The sequence below is a fragment of the Nonomuraea salmonea genome (assembly GCF_042428605.1).
Classification (GTDB): domain Bacteria; phylum Actinomycetota; class Actinomycetes; order Streptosporangiales; family Streptosporangiaceae; genus Nonomuraea; species Nonomuraea salmonea.
On record NZ_JBHMCF010000003.1, the window covers coordinates 987,043 to 1,003,635 of the forward strand.

The window sequence follows — 16,593 nt, forward strand, 5'->3', positions numbered from 1 at the left end:
CGCCCGGCCGTGATGGGGACATGAACACGCTGATCCGTACGGTCGTGACCGCCGCCGCGCTGGCCGCGGTCACGACCGCCTGCACCGCTTCGACGGGCGGGGGCGAGGACCCGGCGCCCAGGAGGACGAGTCTCGGCGCGGTGCGCCTGGTGGCCTACGACGGGTGCGACGACCTGCTGACCGGCCTGCGCGAGCACGCCGCCGAGAACGTCGGCCCGTACGGCTTCGGCCACGCGATGCCGATGGTCATGGAGGACAGCGTACGCAGCGAGGCGAAGGCGCGGACGACGCAGACGCCCGAGCACTCGACCACGAACGTGCACGAGGCCGGCGTGGACGAGCCCGACCTGGTCAAGACCGACGGCGACCGGCTCATCACGGTCGCGAACGGCACCCTGCGCGTCATCGACACGGCGACCAGGAAGATCACCGCCTCACTCAGGCTGACCGAGGGGGAGGGCGGCCCCGGCGTCCCCGCGGACCTGCTGGTCTCGGGTGACCGGGCGCTGGTGCTGATGCGCGGCGGCGACATCATGTACAAGCGGATCGCCGGCCCGGTGGGTGACACCCGGTACGTGCTGGTGGACCTCGCGGGCGAGCCCAAGGTGCTGAGCACGATCAAGCCGCAGGGCTCGTACGTGGACGCCCGGCTGGTGGGCGACACGGTCCGGCTGGTCACCCGCAGCGAGCCCGAGATCACCTTCCCGGAGCCGCGCCCTGACGCCCAGCAGGCGGAGCTGATCGCGGCGAACCGGGCCGCGGTCAAGCGGGCGCCGGCGGAGAGCTGGCTGCCGACCATCGAGATCACCGACGCGGCGGGGAAGGTCACGAAGAGCCGGGTGGCGTGCGAGCGGGTCAGCCACCCCGCCGACTACACCGGCACCTCGATGCTGACCGTGCACACGATCGACCTGGCCGGCGGCGTCACGGCGGCGGGCACCGACCCGATCAGCCTGGCCGCCGACGGCGACATCGTCTACGGCACCGGCCAGAGCCTGTACGTCGCCAGCAACCCCCGCTGGTGGTTCCCCATCGTGCGCCCGCTCCCCGTCGAGCCCCCGCCCACCCCGGCGCCCCGCTCGTCGGGCGCGGCCCCCGCCGACGAGCCGACCCCGAGCGAGCCGGCCGTCGACGTGCCGTATCCGACGCGCACGCCGCCTCCTGAGGAGACGGAGGTGCACCGCTTCGACATCACCAAGCCGGGCGCTCCCGCGTACGTGGCCTCGGGCAAGGTGCCGGGCCGTCTGCTCAACCAGTACTCGCTGTCGGAGCACGACGGCCACCTCCGCCTGGCCACCACGCTCACCGCGGCCGACGGCGCCGACAGCTCCAGCACCGTCCACGTGCTCAAGGCCACCACCTTGGAGAAGGTGGGCGAGGTGGGCGGCCTCGGCAAGGGCGAGCGCATCTACTCGGTGCGCTTCATCGGCCCGATCGGCTACTGCGTGACGTTCCGCCAGGTGGACCCGCTCTACACGCTGGACCTGCGCGACCCGGCGCGGCCCAAGGTGACGGGCGAGCTGAAGATCACCGGCTACTCGGCGTACCTGCATCCGGGTGCGGACGGCCGGCTGATCGGGATCGGGCAGGAGGCCAGCGAGAAGGGCAGGACGCTGGGCACGCAGGTGTCGCTGTTCGACGTGAGCGACCCGGCCGCGCCGCGCCGGCTGTCGCAGTTCTTCCAGCGCGACTCGGGCTCGGGCGCGGAGTGGGACCCGCACGCGTTCCTGTACTGGCCGAAGACGGGACTCGCGGTGGTGCCGCTGGTCCAGGCGGAGAAGTCGGGCGCGCTGGTGCTGAAGATCGACGACAGGGAGGTGCGGCGGCTCGGCATGATCGAGCATCCCGTGAAGGAAGGCGAGTACCCATACCAGCCGGGCATCGAGCGCTCGGTGGTCATCGGTGACTCCATTTGGACGGTCTCGCACGAGGGCGTCCAGGTCAACGACATGGAGTCGCTCGCCTCACAAGCGTGGATCCCGCTTCGTTAAGCAACCAAAAGGTGCCGGTTCGTAACGAATCGGCACCTTTTTTATGGACTTATCCCGACAAATGATGAAAACTTTGATGACACCGTCCTGTCGGATCAGGCGGTAGACCGTCACAAGCCGCCGCCGGTCCGCGTCACGAGAAAGGGCCCACGCTGCCATGCGACCACGCACCCCCCTGCTCGCATTGCTCGTCAGCGCGCTCGCGTTATCCGCGGCGCCGCTGCCCGTGTCCGCAACCGTCCAGCAAGCAGCCCCAGACAGCACGTACATCGTCCAGCTCAACCCGTCACTGCGCGGCACGCACAGCGCGGCCGAGACCCAGGTCGCGCAGCTCGGCGGCGAGCTCGTCGGCGTCTACCAGCACGCCTTCAAGGGCTACACCGCCCGCCTGAGCGCCGCCGCCGCCGAGAAGCTCAAGGGCGACCCCAGCGTGCTCAGCGTGGAGCCCGACGCCGTGGTCACCCACTTCGCGCAGACCACGCCCACCGGCGTCAACCGGATCTTCGGCCCCAGCAACCCCAACCTCGACATCGACGGCACCGACGACGAGCGCGTTGACGTGGACGTCGCCGTGGTGGACACCGGTGTCGACCAGAACCACCCCGACCTGAACGTGGTCGCCAGGGCGAACTGTGTGATCGGCTTCTGCACCAACAACTCCGGCACCGACGACAACGGCCACGGCTCCCACGTCGCCGGCACCGTCGGCGCGATCGACAACGCCATCGGCCCGGTGGGCGTCGCCCCCGGCGCGCGCATCCACGCCGTCAAGGTGCTCAACTCGGCCGGCTCCGGCTCGCTCGCGGGCATCGCGGCCGGTATCGACTGGGTGGTGGCACGGCGCGCCACCATCGAGGTCATCAACCTGAGCCTGGGCTGCAGCGGCTGCTCCAGCAGCGCGATCAGCTCGGCCATCACCAACGCGGTCAACGCCGGCATCGTCGTCGTGGTGGCCGCGGGCAACAGCCACGCCAACACGTCCTCGTTCTTCCCCGCCAACCACCCCGACGTGGTCACCGTCTCCGCGCTGACCGACAACGACGGCCTGGCGGGCGGCGCCGGCGGCAACAGGCTGTCCTGCCGCAGCGAGACCGACCAGGACGACACGTCCGCGTTCTACTCCAACTACGGCGCCACGGTGGAGATCACCGCGCCCGGCACCTGCATCTACTCGACCTACCGCAGCGGCGGCTACAGCACGATCAGCGGCACCTCGATGGCCAGCCCGCACGTCGCGGGCGCGGCGGCCCTGCTCACCTCGGGCGCGGCCAAGCCGACGACGCGGGCCGGCTCGCTGGCCGTGCGCAGCACGCTGATCTCGACCGGCAACTCCAACTGGACCGACGACTCCGGCGACGGCGTCAAGGAGCCCCTGCTCGACGTCCATGACGCGAGCGTCTACAACCCCGCCTGACCTCTGACACGGGCGGTCCGCGGAGATCCGCAGCGCCGCGGGCCGCCCTTCCCTATGGCTAGGCGCCTTCCGGCACCACCACGGGGACGATCTCCGGCGCCCCCAGCCTGATGGCGTCGGCCTCCTGGTCGGAGTCCTGCTCCTGGGAGCGCCGCTCGGCCTCCACCCGCTTGGTGTAGTACTCGACCTCCCGCTTGACCTGCTCGCCGTCCCAGTCGAGCGGCCCGGCCATCAGCTCGGCGGACTCCCGCGCCACCCCCACCCCGCGGTGGAAGGTCTCGATGGAGATGCGGGTACGCCGGGTCAGCACGTCGTTCAGATGCCGGGCGCCCTCGGCGGTGGCGGCGTAGACGATCTCGGCCCGCAGGTAGTCGTCGGCCCCGTCCAGCGGCCTGGCCAGCGACGGGTCCTCCTTGATCAGCTCAAGCAGCTCGTCGATGAGCGAGCCGTAGCGGTGCAGCAGGTGCTCGATCCGCGCCACGTGCAGCCCCGACTCCTGGGCGAGGCGGTGGCGGGCGTTCCACAGCGCCTGGTAGCCCTCGGCGCCGACCAGCGGGACGCGGTCGGTGCACGAGCGCGGCACCCGCTGGTCCAGCCCGTGCGCCACCGCGTCCACGGCGTCGCGCGCCATCACCCGGTACGTCGTGTACTTGCCGCCCGCCACCATCACCAGCCCGGGCACGGGGTGCGCGACCACGTGCTCCCTGGACAGCTTCGAGGTCTCGTCGGACTCGCCCGACAGCAGCGGCCGCAGCCCCGCGTAGACGCCCTCGACGTCGTCGCGGGTCAGCGGCACCGACAGGATCGCGTTGACATGGTCGAGCAGGTAGTCGATGTCGGCGCGGGAGGCGGCCGGGTGGCTCTTGTCGAGCGTCCAGTCGGTGTCGGTGGTGCCGATGATCCAGTGGCGGCCCCACGGGATGACGAACAGCACCGACTTCTCCGTACGCAGGATGATGCCGGTCAGCGAGTGGATGCGGTCGCGCGGCACGACCAGGTGGATGCCCTTGGAGGCGCGCACGTGGATCTGGCCGCGGCCGCCCACCAGCTCCTGGATGTCGTCGGTCCACACGCCGGTCGCGTTGACCACCTGCCTGGCGCGTACGTCGAACTCGTCGCCGCTCTCCAGGTCGCGCACCCGTACGCCGGTGACCCGCTCGCCCTCCCGCAGGAACCCGACGACCTGGGCCCGCTGCGCGACGTGCGCGCCGTAGGTCGCCGCGGTGCGCAGCGTCATCATGACGAAGCGGGCGTCGTCCACCTGGGCGTCCCAGTATTGGACGGCGCCGGTGAAGGCGCTCTTCTTCAGCGCGGGGGCCAGGCGCAGCGCCCGCGACCTGGACAGGTGGCGGTGTCCGGGCACACCGCGGGTGAGGCCCGTCGCGAAGCCGAGCGTGTCGTAGAGCGTGACGCCGGCGCCCACGTACGGGCGTTCCCAGCCGTAGTGGGTCAGCGGGAACAGGAACGGCACGGGTCTGACCAGGTGGGGCGCGATGCGCTGGAGCAGCAGGGCGCGTTCCTGGAGCGCCTCGCGTACCAGGTCGAAGTTGAGCTGCTCCAGGTAGCGCAGGCCGCCGTGGATCAGCTTGGACGAGCGTGACGAGGTGCCGGAGGCGAAGTCGCGCGCCTCCACGAGGGCCACGTCGAGGCCCCTCGTCACCGCGTCGAGCGCGATGCCGGCACCCACGACGCCGCCGCCGACCACGACCACGTCGAGTTCCTGAGCCGTCATGCGCTCCAGCGCCTCGGCCCGCTCCGCGGGCCCGAGCCGGGCCGCGCACTTTCCCGACGCCATATTTCCCCCTGAAACGGCTTTGTCGCTGTTACTCATACCTACCCGCGCAGCGTCCGACCTGTAACGCCTTCTGCGGGGGCGCGCTCTCAGGCGCGGACGACCTTGACCCCGGCCTCGGTGAGCCGGCCGGCCAGCTCGTCGCTGAGCCTGGCGTCGGTGACGAGCGTGTCGATCTGGTCGATCGGGCAGATGCGGGAGAACGCCCGCCTGCCGACCTTGGAGGAGTCGGCCACCACCACGACCTGGGCGGCCCTGCTGATCAGCAGGTGGTTGACGCTGGCCTCGCCCTCGTGGTGGGCGGAGGCGCCCAGCTCGACGTCGAGCGCGTCCACGCCGAGGAAGGCGACGTCGAGCGTGACCTGTTCGAGCACGCCCGAGGCCAGCGGGCCGATCAGCTCGTACGACTGCGGCCTGGCCACCCCGCCGGTCACCACGATCTTGACGTGCCTGCGCACGGTGAGCTCGGAGGCGATGTTGAGCGCGTTGGTGACGATGGTGAAGCCGCTCTCCAGCGTGGCCATGGTGGCCAGCGTGCGGGCCAGCTCGGAGGTGGTGGTGCCGCCGTTGAGCCCGACCACGGCGCCGGGCGAGACCAGCTCGGCCGCCGCCGCGGCGATGCGGTGCTTCTCGTCGGCGTGCCGCGCGGTCTTGTAGCGCAGCGGCAGGTCGTAGCTGACGCTCTGGGAGACCGCGCCGCCGCGCGTGCGCATGAGCATCTGCTGCTGGGCGAGCTGGTCGAAGTCCCGCCTGATGGTGGCGGTGGAGACGTCGAGCGCCTGCGCTGCCTCTTCCACCGACAGCCTGCCTTCCTGCGCGAGCAGCTCCAGGATGGCATTCCAGCGGTCGTAGCGGGACACGGCGGACTCCCTAGGTGATGAGGTCAGGAGCAAGCGTGGCACAACCTGGGACTCCAGAGCTACCAATGTTCATTTATGCTCTGTTCTGGTATAAAAACCGCAGAAACAATCAATCATGGGGAGGTAAGTGGTGACCACCCACACCGAAGCCGAGATCGCGTCCCAGCCGTCGTGCTGGCAGCGCGCCGTCGCGAACGTCCCCGCCGGCGCGCTCCCCGCACGAGGTGAGCGGGTCGCCGTCGTCGGCTGTGGTACGTCGTGGTTCATCGCGATGGCGTACGCGGTGCTGCGCGAGCGTGCCGGGCACGGCGAGACCGACGCGTTCGCCGCCTCCGAGTTCCCCGAGGGCCGCGGCTACGACCGCGTGCTCGCGCTGACCCGCTCCGGCACCACGACCGAGGTGCTCGACCTGCTCGGCAGGACCGGGACCAGGACCACCGCCATCACGGCCGACCCCGAGACGCCGATCAGGGACACCGCGCAGGACCTGATCGTGCTCGACTACGCCGACGAGCGGTCCGTCGTGCAGACCAGGTTCGCCACGACCCAGCTCGCCATGCTCCGCGCCAGCCTCGGCGAGGACCTCACCCAGGCGATCGCCGACGCCGAGCGGGCGGTCGCCGAGCCGCTGCCCGACGCGCTGGTCGCCGCCGAGCAGTTCAGCTTCCTCGGCGCCGGCTGGTCGGTCGGGCTCGCCCAGGAGGCGGCGCTGAAGATGCGCGAGGCGTCCAGGTCGTGGACGGAGGCGTACCCGGCGATGGAATACCGCCACGGCCCGATCAGCATCGCGGGGCCTGGCCGCGTGACGTGGATGCTCGGCACCGCTCCCGAGGGCCTGCGCGCCCAGGTGGAGGCGACCGGCGGCACGTTCGTGGAGAGCGGGCTCGACCCGATGGCCGAGCTGATCCGCGCCCAGCGGGTCGCGGTGGCGCGGGCCTTCGCCCGCGGGCTCAACCCCGACGAGCCCATGCACCTCACGCGATCTGTGATCCTTTCTTCATGAGCCTTACTCTTGCCGACGCCAGGATCGTGACGCCCGAGGGAGTTCACGAGGGGTGGCTGACCATCGAAGACGGCCGCGTCACGCACGTCGGCCACGGCGCCGCCCCCGGGCCCGGCCTGCGGCTGGGCGGACGTCACGTGGTCCCCGGGTTCGTGGACGTGCACAACCACGGGGGCGCGGGCGGCTCCTTCCCCACCGGCGAGCAGGACAAGGCACGTGACGCCGTGGCGCTGCACCGGCTCCACGGCACCACCACGATGGTGGGCAGCCTGGTCACCGACACGCTCGACGGCGTGAGCAGGGCGGCCGCCGCGCTGGCGGAGCTGTGCGAGGAGGGCCTGCTGGCCGGCGTGCACTTCGAGGGCCCCTACATCGCCAAGGCCCGCTGCGGCGCGCACGACCCGGCCTTGCTGCGCGAGCCGTCGCCGCAGGAGTTCGCCGGGCTGGTCAAGGCCGCGCGCGGGCACGCCCGCATGGTGACGATCGCGGCCGAGCTGCCCGGCGCGCTCGACACGATCAGGATGGCCGCCGCCGAGGGCGTCATCGCCGCCATCGGCCACAGCGACGCCGACTACGAGCAGACCATCGCCGGCATCGAGGCGGGCGCCACCGTGGCCACCCACCTCTACAACGCGATGCCGCCGCTCGGCCACCGCGCGCCCGGCCCGATCGCGGCGCTGCTCGACGACGAGCGGGTGACGGTCGAGCTGATCAACGACGGGGTGCACGTCCACGCGGCCATGCTGCGGCTGGCGTACGAGGTGGCCGGGCCAGGACGCACGATGCTCATCACCGACGCGATGTCCGCCACCGGGCTCGGCGACGGCGACTACGTGCTCGGCCCCATGAAGGTGCACGTGCGCGACGGCGTGGCCAGGCTGGCCGAGGGCGGCTCGATCGCCGGCTCGACGCTCACCATGGACGTCGCCTTCCGCCGCGCGGTCCAGGAGCTGGGCCTGTCGCTGCCGGACGCCGTCCAGGTGACCTCGCTGACCCCCGCCCGCGTGCTCGGCCTCGCCGACCGCATCGGCTCGATCGCCGTCGGCAAGGCCGCCGACCTGGTCGTGCTCTCCGACTCCCTGCAAGTGGACGGCGTGCTGAAGGACGGCGTCTGGATCACGGAGCCTTCATGATCGTCACGGTGACCCTCAACCTCGCCCTCGACACCACCTACCGGGTGCCGGGCGCCGACTGGGACGGCGTCAACCGCGTCGCCGCCGTGCACCGGCGGGCCGGGGGCAAGGGCGTGAACGTCGCCAGGGTGCTGCGCGCACTCGGCCGCGACGTGCTGGTCACCGGCCTGGCCGGGGGCGCCACCGGCCAGGCGATCGCCGACGATCTGCGGGCCGCCGGTCTCCCCCACGACCTCCACCCCGTGGCCGCCGAATCGCGGACCACCCTCGCCGTCACCGACCCGGACGCGGGCCGTACGGCGCTGTTCAACGAGCCAGGGCCCGAGGTGAGCGCCGCCGAGCTGGCCGGCTTCACCCGCCGCTACGAGTCGCTGCTGGCGGGCGCCGACGCGGTCGTGCTGTCCGGCAGCCTGCCGCGCGGCGTCCCCGCCGACGCCTACGCCACGCTCGCCGCCATCGCCGCCTCCCTGGGCGTGCCCGCCATCGTGGACGCCGACGGCGAGCCGCTGCGCCACGCGCCCAAGGGCCGTCCTTCCATCGTCAAGCCCAACGCCGAAGAGCTGGCCAGAGCCGTGCCGGGCGATCCGGCCGAGGGTGCCCAGGCCCTGCGCGGGCAGGGCGCGGAGGCGGTGGTCGTGTCCATGGGCGCCGACGGGCTGCTCGCCGTCACCGGCGAGGGAACCTTCCGCGCGCGCATGCCGTACGCCGTGCGCGGCAACCCCACGGGGGCCGGTGACTCGCTCGTCGCCGGGCTGGCGCTGGGCCTGGTCGAGCGCGAGCCGTGGCCGGAGCGCCTGCGCCGCGCCGCCGCCCTGGGCGCCGCCGCCGTCGCCACGCCCGTCGCCGGTGAGATCGACCCCGGCGTGTACGCCGACATCCACCCCCAGATCACCATCAGCTGAAGGAGCCCGCCATGCCCCTCACCCCCATCGGCGACATCGTCCGTCGGTCACCCGCAGGGGTGGGCGCGTTCAACGTGATCCAGCTGGAGCACGCCACCGCCATCGTCGCCGGCGCCGAGGCGCTCGGCCTGCCCGTCGTCCTGCAGATCAGCGAGAACTGCGTGCGCTACCACGGCGCGCTGGAGCCCATCGCGCTGGCCGCGCTCGCCGTCGCCCGGCGCGCCGAGGTGCCGGTCGCCGTGCACCTCGACCACGCCACCGACCGCGCGCTCGTCGAGGAGGCCGTCGGGCTGGGCCTCGGCTCGGTCATGTACGACGCCTCCGCGCTGCCCGACGAGGAGAACGTCGCGAGCACGGCCGAGGTCGCCGCCTGGTGCCACGAGCGCGGCGTGTGGGTGGAGGCCGAGCTGGGCGAGGTCGGGGGCAAGGACGGCGTGCACGCGCCCGGGGCGCGCACCAAGCCGCACGAGGCCGTCGACTACGTGACGCGGACCGGCGTGGACGCGCTGGCCGTGGCCGTCGGCACCTCCCACGCCATGACGACCAAGGACGCGGTGCTCGACCTGGAGCTGATCGCCGAGCTGCGGGCCGCCGTACCGGTGCCGCTGGTGCTGCACGGCTCCTCCGGGGTGCCGGACGACGTGCTGCGCGAGGCCGTACAGCGGGGCATGAAGAAGATCAACATCGCGACCCACCTGAACAAGGCGTTCACCGGGGCCGTCCGCGACTACCTGGCCCACGACGAGCGCGTGGTGGACTCCCGCAAATACCTCAAGGCGGGCCGCGACGCCGTGGCCCGCGAGGTCTCGCACCTGCTCGGCGTGCTCACAGGCGGGTGAGGACCCGCTCCACCTGACGCTCGAACGTGCCCGGCGGGTTGCGGGGACTCTCGTGCGAGAGCAGGAAGAGCCACATCAGCGCGTGCAGCCTCCTGCACTCCCGCATCCGCCACTCCTCCTGCGGGCTCAGCTCGACGGCCGCCGCGATGTCCACATCGCCGTCCACCCACGTGGACACGTGCTCCGCGACCTCGGACAGCTCGTACGCCCGGTCGCTGCGGCCTGACTCCTCGAAGTCGACGACGCGGACGCGGTCGCCGTCCCACAGGAAGTTGGCCAGGTTGCCGTCACCCGCCCCGAAGACGGGCGTGACGCCCTCCTGCCCCGGCTGCCAGCCCTCCAGCCACCGCAGCCCCTCCTTGACCGCCAGGTCCGCCCTGGCGCCCCTGGACCGCCATTCCGCGCACCTGCGCCCGACCCACTCCACGACGTCCTCCCGCTGATAGGGACGTACGGGGACGCCTTCCAGGACGTGGACGGGCACGGCGGTGTGCAGCCGGGTCAGGGCCTCGGCGAGGGCGGCGAGGGGCACGTCACGGGCGGGCAGAGCACGCAGCGGCACCCCGTCGAGCCGCGACATCGTCACGGCGCCGTCCTCGTACGCGATCGGCTCGGGCGCGAGGCCGGGCGCGTGCGCGGCCAGCAGGGTCAGCGCCCGCCACTCCCGATCGCCCGCGCCCGGCTCGGTCGCGAGGTGCCGCTTGACGACCCGATCGCCCTCGTACGACAGGGCGTGGGTGTGCGTCAGATCAGCCATCCGGGGTCAGGGCTCGACCGACAGGCGGCGCTGCATGTTCTCCACGGCCTTCTTGGCGTGCACCAGCGAGGCCCCGGTCTCCTTGCGGTAGATCGCGATGGCCTTGACCAGCTTGCCGTTGCGCAACGCCTCGTGGAACTCCGGCGGCAGCCGCAGCCCGCCGGAGTCGTCGAGCTGGATGCCCAGGTAACGCTGGAGCGAGGCCACCTGCTGTTCGAGCCGTTTGACCCGGTCTTCGAGCGATTCGTCCATGGACAGGGACTCTAGCGGTGGCCCCGCGCGTGCGCCTTGAGGAGGATCAGCGCTGGATCGGCGCCACCACGACCTCGACCCGCTGGAACTCCTTGATGTCGGAGTAGCCGGTGGAGGCCATGGTGCGCTTGAGCGCGCCCATGAGGTTCATCGACCCGTCGGCCACGCTGGACGGCCCGTGCAGGATCTGCTCCAGCGTGCCCACCGTCCCGAACTCGACCCGGCGCCCGCGCGGCAGGTCGGGGTGGTGTGCCTCGGAGCCCCAGTGGAAGCCGTGGCCGGGCGCCTCGGCGGCGCGGGCCAGCGGCGAGCCCACCATGACCGCGTCTGCCCCGCAGGCGATGGCCTTGGCGATGTCGCCGGAGGTGCCCATGCCGCCGTCGGCGATGACGTGCACGTAGCGGCCGCCGGACTCGTCCATGTAGTCGCGCCGGGCCGCCGCCACGTCGGAGATCGCGGTCGCCATCGGCACCGCGACGCCGAGCACGTTGCGGGTGGTGTGGGAGGCGCCGCCGCCGAAGCCGACCAGCACGCCGGCCGCGCCGGTGCGCATGAGGTGGAGCGCGGCGGTGTGGGTGGCGCAGCCGCCCACGATGACCGGCACGTCGAGCTCGTAGATGAACTGCTTGAGGTTGAGCGGCTCGGCCCGCCCCGAGACGTGCTCGGCGGAGACCGTGGTGCCGCGGATGACGAAGATGTCGACGCCCGCGTCGATCACGGCCTTGTGGTACTGCACCGTGCGCTGCGGCGACAGGCGGACGGCCGCGGTCACCCCGGACGCGCGGATCTCCTCGATCCTGCGGCCGATCAGCTCCTCCTGGATCGGCGCGGCGTAGATCTCCTGCAGCCGCCTGGTGGCCGCCTCCTGGTCGAGGGCGGCGCACTCCTCCAGCAGCGGCAGCGGGTCCTCGTAGCGGGTCCACAGCCCTTCGAGGTCGAGCGGGGCGAGGCCGCCGAGCCGGCCGATCTCGATGGCGGTGGCCGGCGAGACCACGCTGTCCATGGGAGCGACGACCACGGGCAGCTCGAACCGGTAGGCGTCGATCTGCCAGGCGATCGACACCTCCTCCGGGTCGCGGGTGCGCCGCGAGGGCACCAGGCCGATCTCGTCGAGCGAGTACGCCCTCCGCCCGGTCTTGCCCCGGCCGATCTCCACCTGCTGAGTCATGAACTTACCTTCTGTGATAGTTCGGAGCTTCCACGGTCATCTGGATGTCGTGGGGGTGGCTCTCCTTGAGCCCCGCCGCCGTGATCGGCATGAGCTCGCAGTCGGTGTGCATCTGCTCGATCGTGCGGCAGCCGGCGTACCACATGCCCTGGCGCAACCCGCCGACGAGCTGGTGGGCGACCGCGGCGACCGGGCCGCGGTAGGGGACCTGGCCCTCGATGCCCTCGGGGATGTACTTGTCCTCGCCACCGGACTCGGCCTGCGCGTAGCGGTCCTTGCTGTAGGAGGTGCCGCCGCGCTCGCGGTTGCGTACGGCGCCGAGCGACCCCATGCCCCGGTAGGACTTGAACTGCTTGCCGTTGATGAAGATCAGCTCACCGGGCGACTCCTCGCAGCCGGCGAGCAGCGAGCCCAGCATGACCGTGTCGGCGCCCGCGGCGATGGCCTTGACGATGTCGCCGGAGTATTGGAGGCCGCCGTCGCCGATGACCGGCACCCCGGCGGGCACGCACGCCTTCGACGCCTCGTAGATGGCGGTGACCTGCGGCGCGCCGACCCCGGCCACGACGCGGGTGGTGCAGATGGAGCCGGGGCCCACGCCGACCTTGACGGCGTCGGCGCCCGCCTCGACCAGCATCTGGGCGCCCGCCCTGGTGGCGATGTTGCCGCCGATGACCTCGACGCTGCTGTTGGCCTTGACCTTGGCGATCATGTCGGCGAGGCCCTTGGAGTGGCCGTGCGCGACGTCGACGATGATCACGTCGACGCCGGCGTCGATGAGCGCCTTGGCCCGCTCCTCCGCGTCGCCGCCGACGCCCACCGCGGCGCCGACCAGCAGGCGGCCGTCGGCGTCTTTGGTGGACAGCGGGTATTGCTCGCTCTTGGTGAAGTCTTTGACGGTGATCAGCCCGCGCAGCCGGCCGTCGGCGTCGACGAGCGGCAGCTTCTCGATCTTGTTGTGCCGCAGCAGCGTGAACGCCTCGTCGCGGGAGACCCCGACGGGCGCGGTGACCAGCGGCATCTTCGTCATGACCTCGCGCACGGGGCGCGTCTGGTCGGTCTCGAAGCGCATGTCACGGTTGGTCACGATGCCGACGAGCTTGCCCGCCACGTCGGTCACCGGCACACCGGAGATGCGGTAGGTGGCGCACAGCCGCTCGACGTCGGCGAGCGTGTCGTCGGGGCTGCAGGTCACCGGGTTGGTGACCATGCCGGCCTCGGACCGCTTGACGAGATCGACCTGCTGGGCCTGCTCCTCGACCGCCAGGTTGCGGTGCAGGATGCCGATGCCGCCCTGGCGCGCCATGGCGACCGCCATGCGGGCCTCGGTCACGGTGTCCATGGCCGCGGAGACCAGCGGGATCGACAGCGTGATGCCCCGTGACAGGCGTGATCGGGTGTCGGCCTCGCCTGGTTGGAGATCTGAATAGCCGGGCACCAGCAGCACGTCATCGAAGGTCAAACCCATTTCGGTGAACTTGGACATGCCGCGGCCCCCTCCTGCCTCGCACGCTGAATGGACTCAAGTCTAGGGCCTGCCTCCAAACGCATCGAGGCAGGGAGGCGGCCCGCGCGATTCGGCGTGAAATCGGCGGGGAATCGGTGGGATCCGGCGGGGATCCGGCGGGGAACGCACTGATGCCGGGAGGACGAAGGCCCCCACAGCCGTTCGTACTCCCGGCATCGGAAGTGCCCGGGGACGGGACGGTCGGTGATCCGTCCCGTCCCCGGGCCATCGGCATCCGGGCGAGGTGGCGCTCCGCACCACCGAACCCCCCTCCGCGTCCTGATGGCCGGCGCCGCCGCGCCCATCTCTGAATGCCGACGCTGGGTAAAGCGTGCGTTACGGAGCGGCGTATCGCAATGGGCAAACGTGCAACTGCACGAAGTTGCACATCCACCGGAACAACTCGCCGAAAGGGCGGGACAGGCGCCGATCGCGGAGTTATCCTCGCGGCACGCCCGTGTCCCCCCGCCGGAGCCGCCCAGCATGCGCGACGAGCCCCACACCGTGTCCGATCCCTTCGAGACGCTGGGTCTCGACTCGGCCCAAACCGCGCTTTACACGGCGGTGCTGCGCCTGCACAGGGCGACCCTCTCCGATCTGGCCCAGGCGATGGACGGCCCGGTCGACAAAGTAGGCCGCCAGCTCGACGACCTGGTCAAGCTGGGCGTCATCGACGAGCAGTCGGGCCAATACCTGGCCAGGCATCCCGCCGCCGCGCTCGGCCGGGTGATCGCGCAGCGCCTCGACCGGCTCGCCGAGGAGAGCCGCAGAATCGACTCGGCGCTCGGCTCCATCCGCGGCCTGATCCGCGACTACGACGCCGGGCGCGACTATCGCAGCGGCCCATTCATGGTGGAGATGGCGAGCGGCGCCGACATCCTCTACGAAAGCGTCGTCGGCATCGCGGTGCAGTCGCCGTCGCCGCCGATGCCTTTACTGACCGCGATTCCCGACGAACGCACGATGACCGATTTTGCGCGTAAATTCGCGGATCCCTGGATTGATGCGCAAAAACGAAACCTGCTGACCGTACGCGCCGTCGTCCCGGTCTTCACGCTGAGCGCCCCCGGCGTACGCGACCAGCTGACCAACGTCATCGAGGCCGGCGGCGAGGTCCGCACGCTCGACCGGGTGCCGAGCTGGTTCATGACCGCCGGGTCCGAGACGGCCGGCCTGCCCGCCTGCTGGGGCGGCAACCTGCCCGACCACGCCTACAACTTCTACCTCGTCCGCACTCCCGTCATCGTCGGCGTGCTGAGCACCCTGTTCACGGAGCTGTGGGCCCGCGCGCAGCCCCTGCCGTGGGCGTCCAGGGCCGACGGCGTGCGCCAGGTGCTGCGCCTGGCCGCACAGGGCCTGTGCGACGACTCCATCGCCCGCCAGCTCGGCGTGTCCGTACGGACCGTGCGCGCCCGATGGGCCGACGCCATGACCGAGTTGGGCGCGCAATCCCGCTTCCGCGCAGGTGTGGAGGCCGCCAGGCGCGGATGGCTGAGGTAATACTCACCGCGCGGGCCGCATCGGTCATATGGTGGGAAGGTGCTGGAAGACGTCCCCCGCGATCCGTTCGCGGACGACCCTAACGACCCTTCCTCAGCGATGGGCGCGCTCGACGATGCCGAGCCGCTCACGGCCGCCGAGCGCGACGAGGCCATCACCGACCTCGCCGACGTCGAGGTCTTCCGTTCCCTGCTCGAACCGCAGGGGGTGCTGGGGCTCGTACTCGACTGCCCGGAGTGTGGCGAGCAGCACTTCTTCGACTGGGATCTGCTGCGCGGCAACCTCAAGCAGATGATCGAGAAAGGCCAGCCACAGGTGCACGAGCCGGCCTTCCACCCTGACCCCGCCGACTACGTCAGCTGGGACTACGCCAGAGGCTACGTCGACGGCGTCATCGACACGGAGGAGCGCCGCTGAGTCACGTCATCCCGCAGCACGGCCAGCAGCCGCACCGCGGGATCGCCCGGATCGGGCATCTCTCCACGGCCGAGCGCGTCGAGCAGCGCGTCGGTCTCGTCCTCTGGCGTCAAGCGGACTCCAGCTCGGCCATCTGCCGCAGCCTGGCCAGCGCCCGATGCTGGGCGACGCGCACTGCACCCGGTGACATACCGAGTACATTACCGGTCTCCTCCGCCGAGAGCCCCGACACCACCCGCAGCAGCAGCAACTCCCGCTGGTTCTCGGGCAGACGGGCCAGCAGCCGCCTGGCGTGCTCGACCTCGATGTAGCGGACCACGGTCTCCTCGGGCCCCGGGCCGTCGTCGGGGCCGTCGGGCAGGTCCTGTGTCGGCACCGCCGACCGTACCGAGCTTCGTAGCGCATCGGCCACCTTGTGCGAGGCGATGCCGAACACGAACGACGCGAACGGCCGCCCCATGTCGCGGTATCGCGGCAGCGCGGACAACACCGCGATGCACACCTCCTGGGCGACGTCATCGGCAATGTGATATTGCCCTGAAACCCTGCCCAGCCGGGCGCGGCAATACCGCACCACCATCGGACGCAACTCGCCGAGCAGGGATTCGATCGCACTGCGATCCCCCTGTACGGCGAGGCTCGTCAGTTCCCTAAGGTCGGAGTCATCCGTCCGTGCCGGAAGTCTCGACGCGAGCCTTACCCCAATTTTGGCGTCGGCGACGCTTCCCTCGCTCACGATAGGCATGATGCCCGCACTGATCCGGCCTGTCGTCATGGCGAACGGCTACGGATTGGTCACATTGAAGCGACGATAACGAGCAGTAATCAGGCGACCACACTAAGCCTTAATACTGACATAATATTTCACCTGATAACCCGGAATGCACGACATTTGTCAGACCCCAGACGCTTATCGCCCACTCCCGGTTTACGACCAACAATCCACCTTTCCCCCCAATTTCCCCCATCGCCCGATAAGCCGCCCGCCCAGAACCGGCCCCCAAGCGTGGGCGCCCTCGGCCGAGTTCCCGCCGCGCCGCGCGCTCAGCCGAGCTCCC

16 protein-coding genes are annotated in these 16,593 nt (G+C 71.2%); 8 read left to right on the plus strand and 8 right to left on the minus strand.

The features are described from left to right. The first annotated feature begins 20 nt into the window (after window positions 1-20). Together ACFFR3_RS05625 and ACFFR3_RS05630 are read left to right on the plus strand one after the other, a co-directional pair. Window positions 21-1,991 (plus strand): beta-propeller domain-containing protein, encoded by a 1,971-nt coding sequence (locus tag ACFFR3_RS05625; protein WP_364364664.1) that lies wholly within the window; start codon window positions 21-23, stop codon window positions 1,989-1,991. A gap of 157 nt (window positions 1,992-2,148) precedes the next feature. Beyond that, window positions 2,149-3,405 carry a S8 family serine peptidase gene (locus ACFFR3_RS05630; RefSeq protein ID WP_364364661.1) on the plus strand — a complete coding sequence of 419 codons (1,257 nt, stop codon included), beginning with the start codon at window positions 2,149-2,151 and terminating at the stop codon, window positions 3,403-3,405. Window positions 3,406-3,463: 58 nt separating this feature from the next. Here the strand turns inward: ACFFR3_RS05630 and ACFFR3_RS05635 are convergent, their stop codons facing one another. After that, complete coding sequence (locus tag ACFFR3_RS05635) at window positions 3,464-5,200, minus strand: glycerol-3-phosphate dehydrogenase/oxidase (RefSeq protein ID WP_364364659.1); 1,737 nt, start codon at window positions 5,198-5,200, stop codon at window positions 3,464-3,466. Window positions 5,201-5,286: 86 nt separating this feature from the next. Then, complete coding sequence (locus ACFFR3_RS05640) at window positions 5,287-6,057, minus strand: DeoR/GlpR family DNA-binding transcription regulator (protein WP_345395795.1); 771 nt, start codon at window positions 6,055-6,057, stop codon at window positions 5,287-5,289. 130 nt (window positions 6,058-6,187) lie between these two features. Between ACFFR3_RS05640 and ACFFR3_RS05645 the strand changes: the two genes are divergently transcribed. From ACFFR3_RS05645 to ACFFR3_RS05660, 4 genes are read left to right on the plus strand one after another with little or no spacing between them, the layout of a single operon-like run. Then, a complete protein-coding gene (locus tag ACFFR3_RS05645) occupies window positions 6,188-7,060 on the plus strand; it encodes an SIS domain-containing protein (protein WP_345395792.1) in 873 nt (290 codons plus the stop codon). After that, complete coding sequence (nagA, locus tag ACFFR3_RS05650; RefSeq protein WP_379482703.1) at window positions 7,057-8,193, plus strand: N-acetylglucosamine-6-phosphate deacetylase; 1,137 nt, start codon at window positions 7,057-7,059, stop codon at window positions 8,191-8,193. Before ACFFR3_RS05645 ends, nagA begins: the two co-directional genes overlap by 4 nt. Then, complete coding sequence (locus ACFFR3_RS05655; protein WP_379482704.1) at window positions 8,190-9,095, plus strand: 1-phosphofructokinase family hexose kinase; 906 nt, start codon at window positions 8,190-8,192, stop codon at window positions 9,093-9,095. Before nagA ends, ACFFR3_RS05655 begins: the two co-directional genes overlap by 4 nt. Before the next feature lie 11 nt (window positions 9,096-9,106). Then, window positions 9,107-9,934 (plus strand): class II fructose-bisphosphate aldolase, encoded by an 828-nt coding sequence (locus ACFFR3_RS05660; protein WP_364364647.1) that lies wholly within the window; start codon window positions 9,107-9,109, stop codon window positions 9,932-9,934. Here the strand turns inward: ACFFR3_RS05660 and ACFFR3_RS05665 are convergent. From ACFFR3_RS05665 to guaB, 4 genes are read right to left on the minus strand one after another with little or no spacing between them, the layout of a single operon-like run. Beyond that, window positions 9,921-10,691 (minus strand): phosphotransferase family protein, encoded by a 771-nt coding sequence (locus tag ACFFR3_RS05665; protein WP_345395780.1) that lies wholly within the window; start codon window positions 10,689-10,691, stop codon window positions 9,921-9,923. The genes ACFFR3_RS05660 and ACFFR3_RS05665 overlap by 14 nt on opposite strands. A gap of 6 nt (window positions 10,692-10,697) precedes the next feature. Further along, entirely contained in the window at window positions 10,698-10,943 is a 246-nt protein-coding gene (locus ACFFR3_RS05670) for a hypothetical protein (protein WP_345395777.1), read from the minus strand. Window positions 10,944-10,989: 46 nt separating this feature from the next. Beyond that, window positions 10,990-12,111, minus strand: a complete 1,122-nt coding sequence (locus tag ACFFR3_RS05675) for a GuaB3 family IMP dehydrogenase-related protein (RefSeq protein ID WP_364364641.1) — start codon at window positions 12,109-12,111, stop codon at window positions 10,990-10,992. Between the two features lie 4 nt (window positions 12,112-12,115). Next, window positions 12,116-13,597 (minus strand): IMP dehydrogenase, encoded by a 1,482-nt coding sequence (guaB, locus tag ACFFR3_RS05680; RefSeq protein ID WP_379482705.1) that lies wholly within the window; start codon window positions 13,595-13,597, stop codon window positions 12,116-12,118. Window positions 13,598-14,101: 504 nt separating this feature from the next. Here guaB and ACFFR3_RS05685 point away from each other — a divergent pair. Next, window positions 14,102-15,118 (plus strand): helix-turn-helix transcriptional regulator, encoded by a 1,017-nt coding sequence (locus ACFFR3_RS05685; protein ID WP_379482706.1) that lies wholly within the window; start codon window positions 14,102-14,104, stop codon window positions 15,116-15,118. A 39-nt stretch (window positions 15,119-15,157) separates the two neighbouring features. Continuing rightward, on the plus strand, window positions 15,158-15,535 hold the full coding sequence (locus ACFFR3_RS05690; RefSeq protein WP_355425493.1) for a DUF5319 domain-containing protein: 378 nt from the start codon (window positions 15,158-15,160) through the stop codon (window positions 15,533-15,535). Here the strand turns inward: ACFFR3_RS05690 and ACFFR3_RS05695 are convergent. Both ACFFR3_RS05695 and ACFFR3_RS05700 read right to left on the minus strand, forming a co-directional pair. Then, window positions 15,496-15,648 carry a hypothetical protein gene (locus tag ACFFR3_RS05695; protein WP_345395765.1) on the minus strand — a complete coding sequence of 51 codons (153 nt, stop codon included), beginning with the start codon at window positions 15,646-15,648 and terminating at the stop codon, window positions 15,496-15,498. The two genes, ACFFR3_RS05690 and ACFFR3_RS05695, sit on opposite strands and share 40 nt — an antisense overlap. Next, complete coding sequence (locus tag ACFFR3_RS05700; protein WP_132334441.1) at window positions 15,645-16,280, minus strand: sigma-70 family RNA polymerase sigma factor; 636 nt, start codon at window positions 16,278-16,280, stop codon at window positions 15,645-15,647. The genes ACFFR3_RS05695 and ACFFR3_RS05700 overlap by 4 nt, the downstream gene beginning before the upstream one ends. Window positions 16,281-16,593 lie beyond the last annotated feature (313 nt).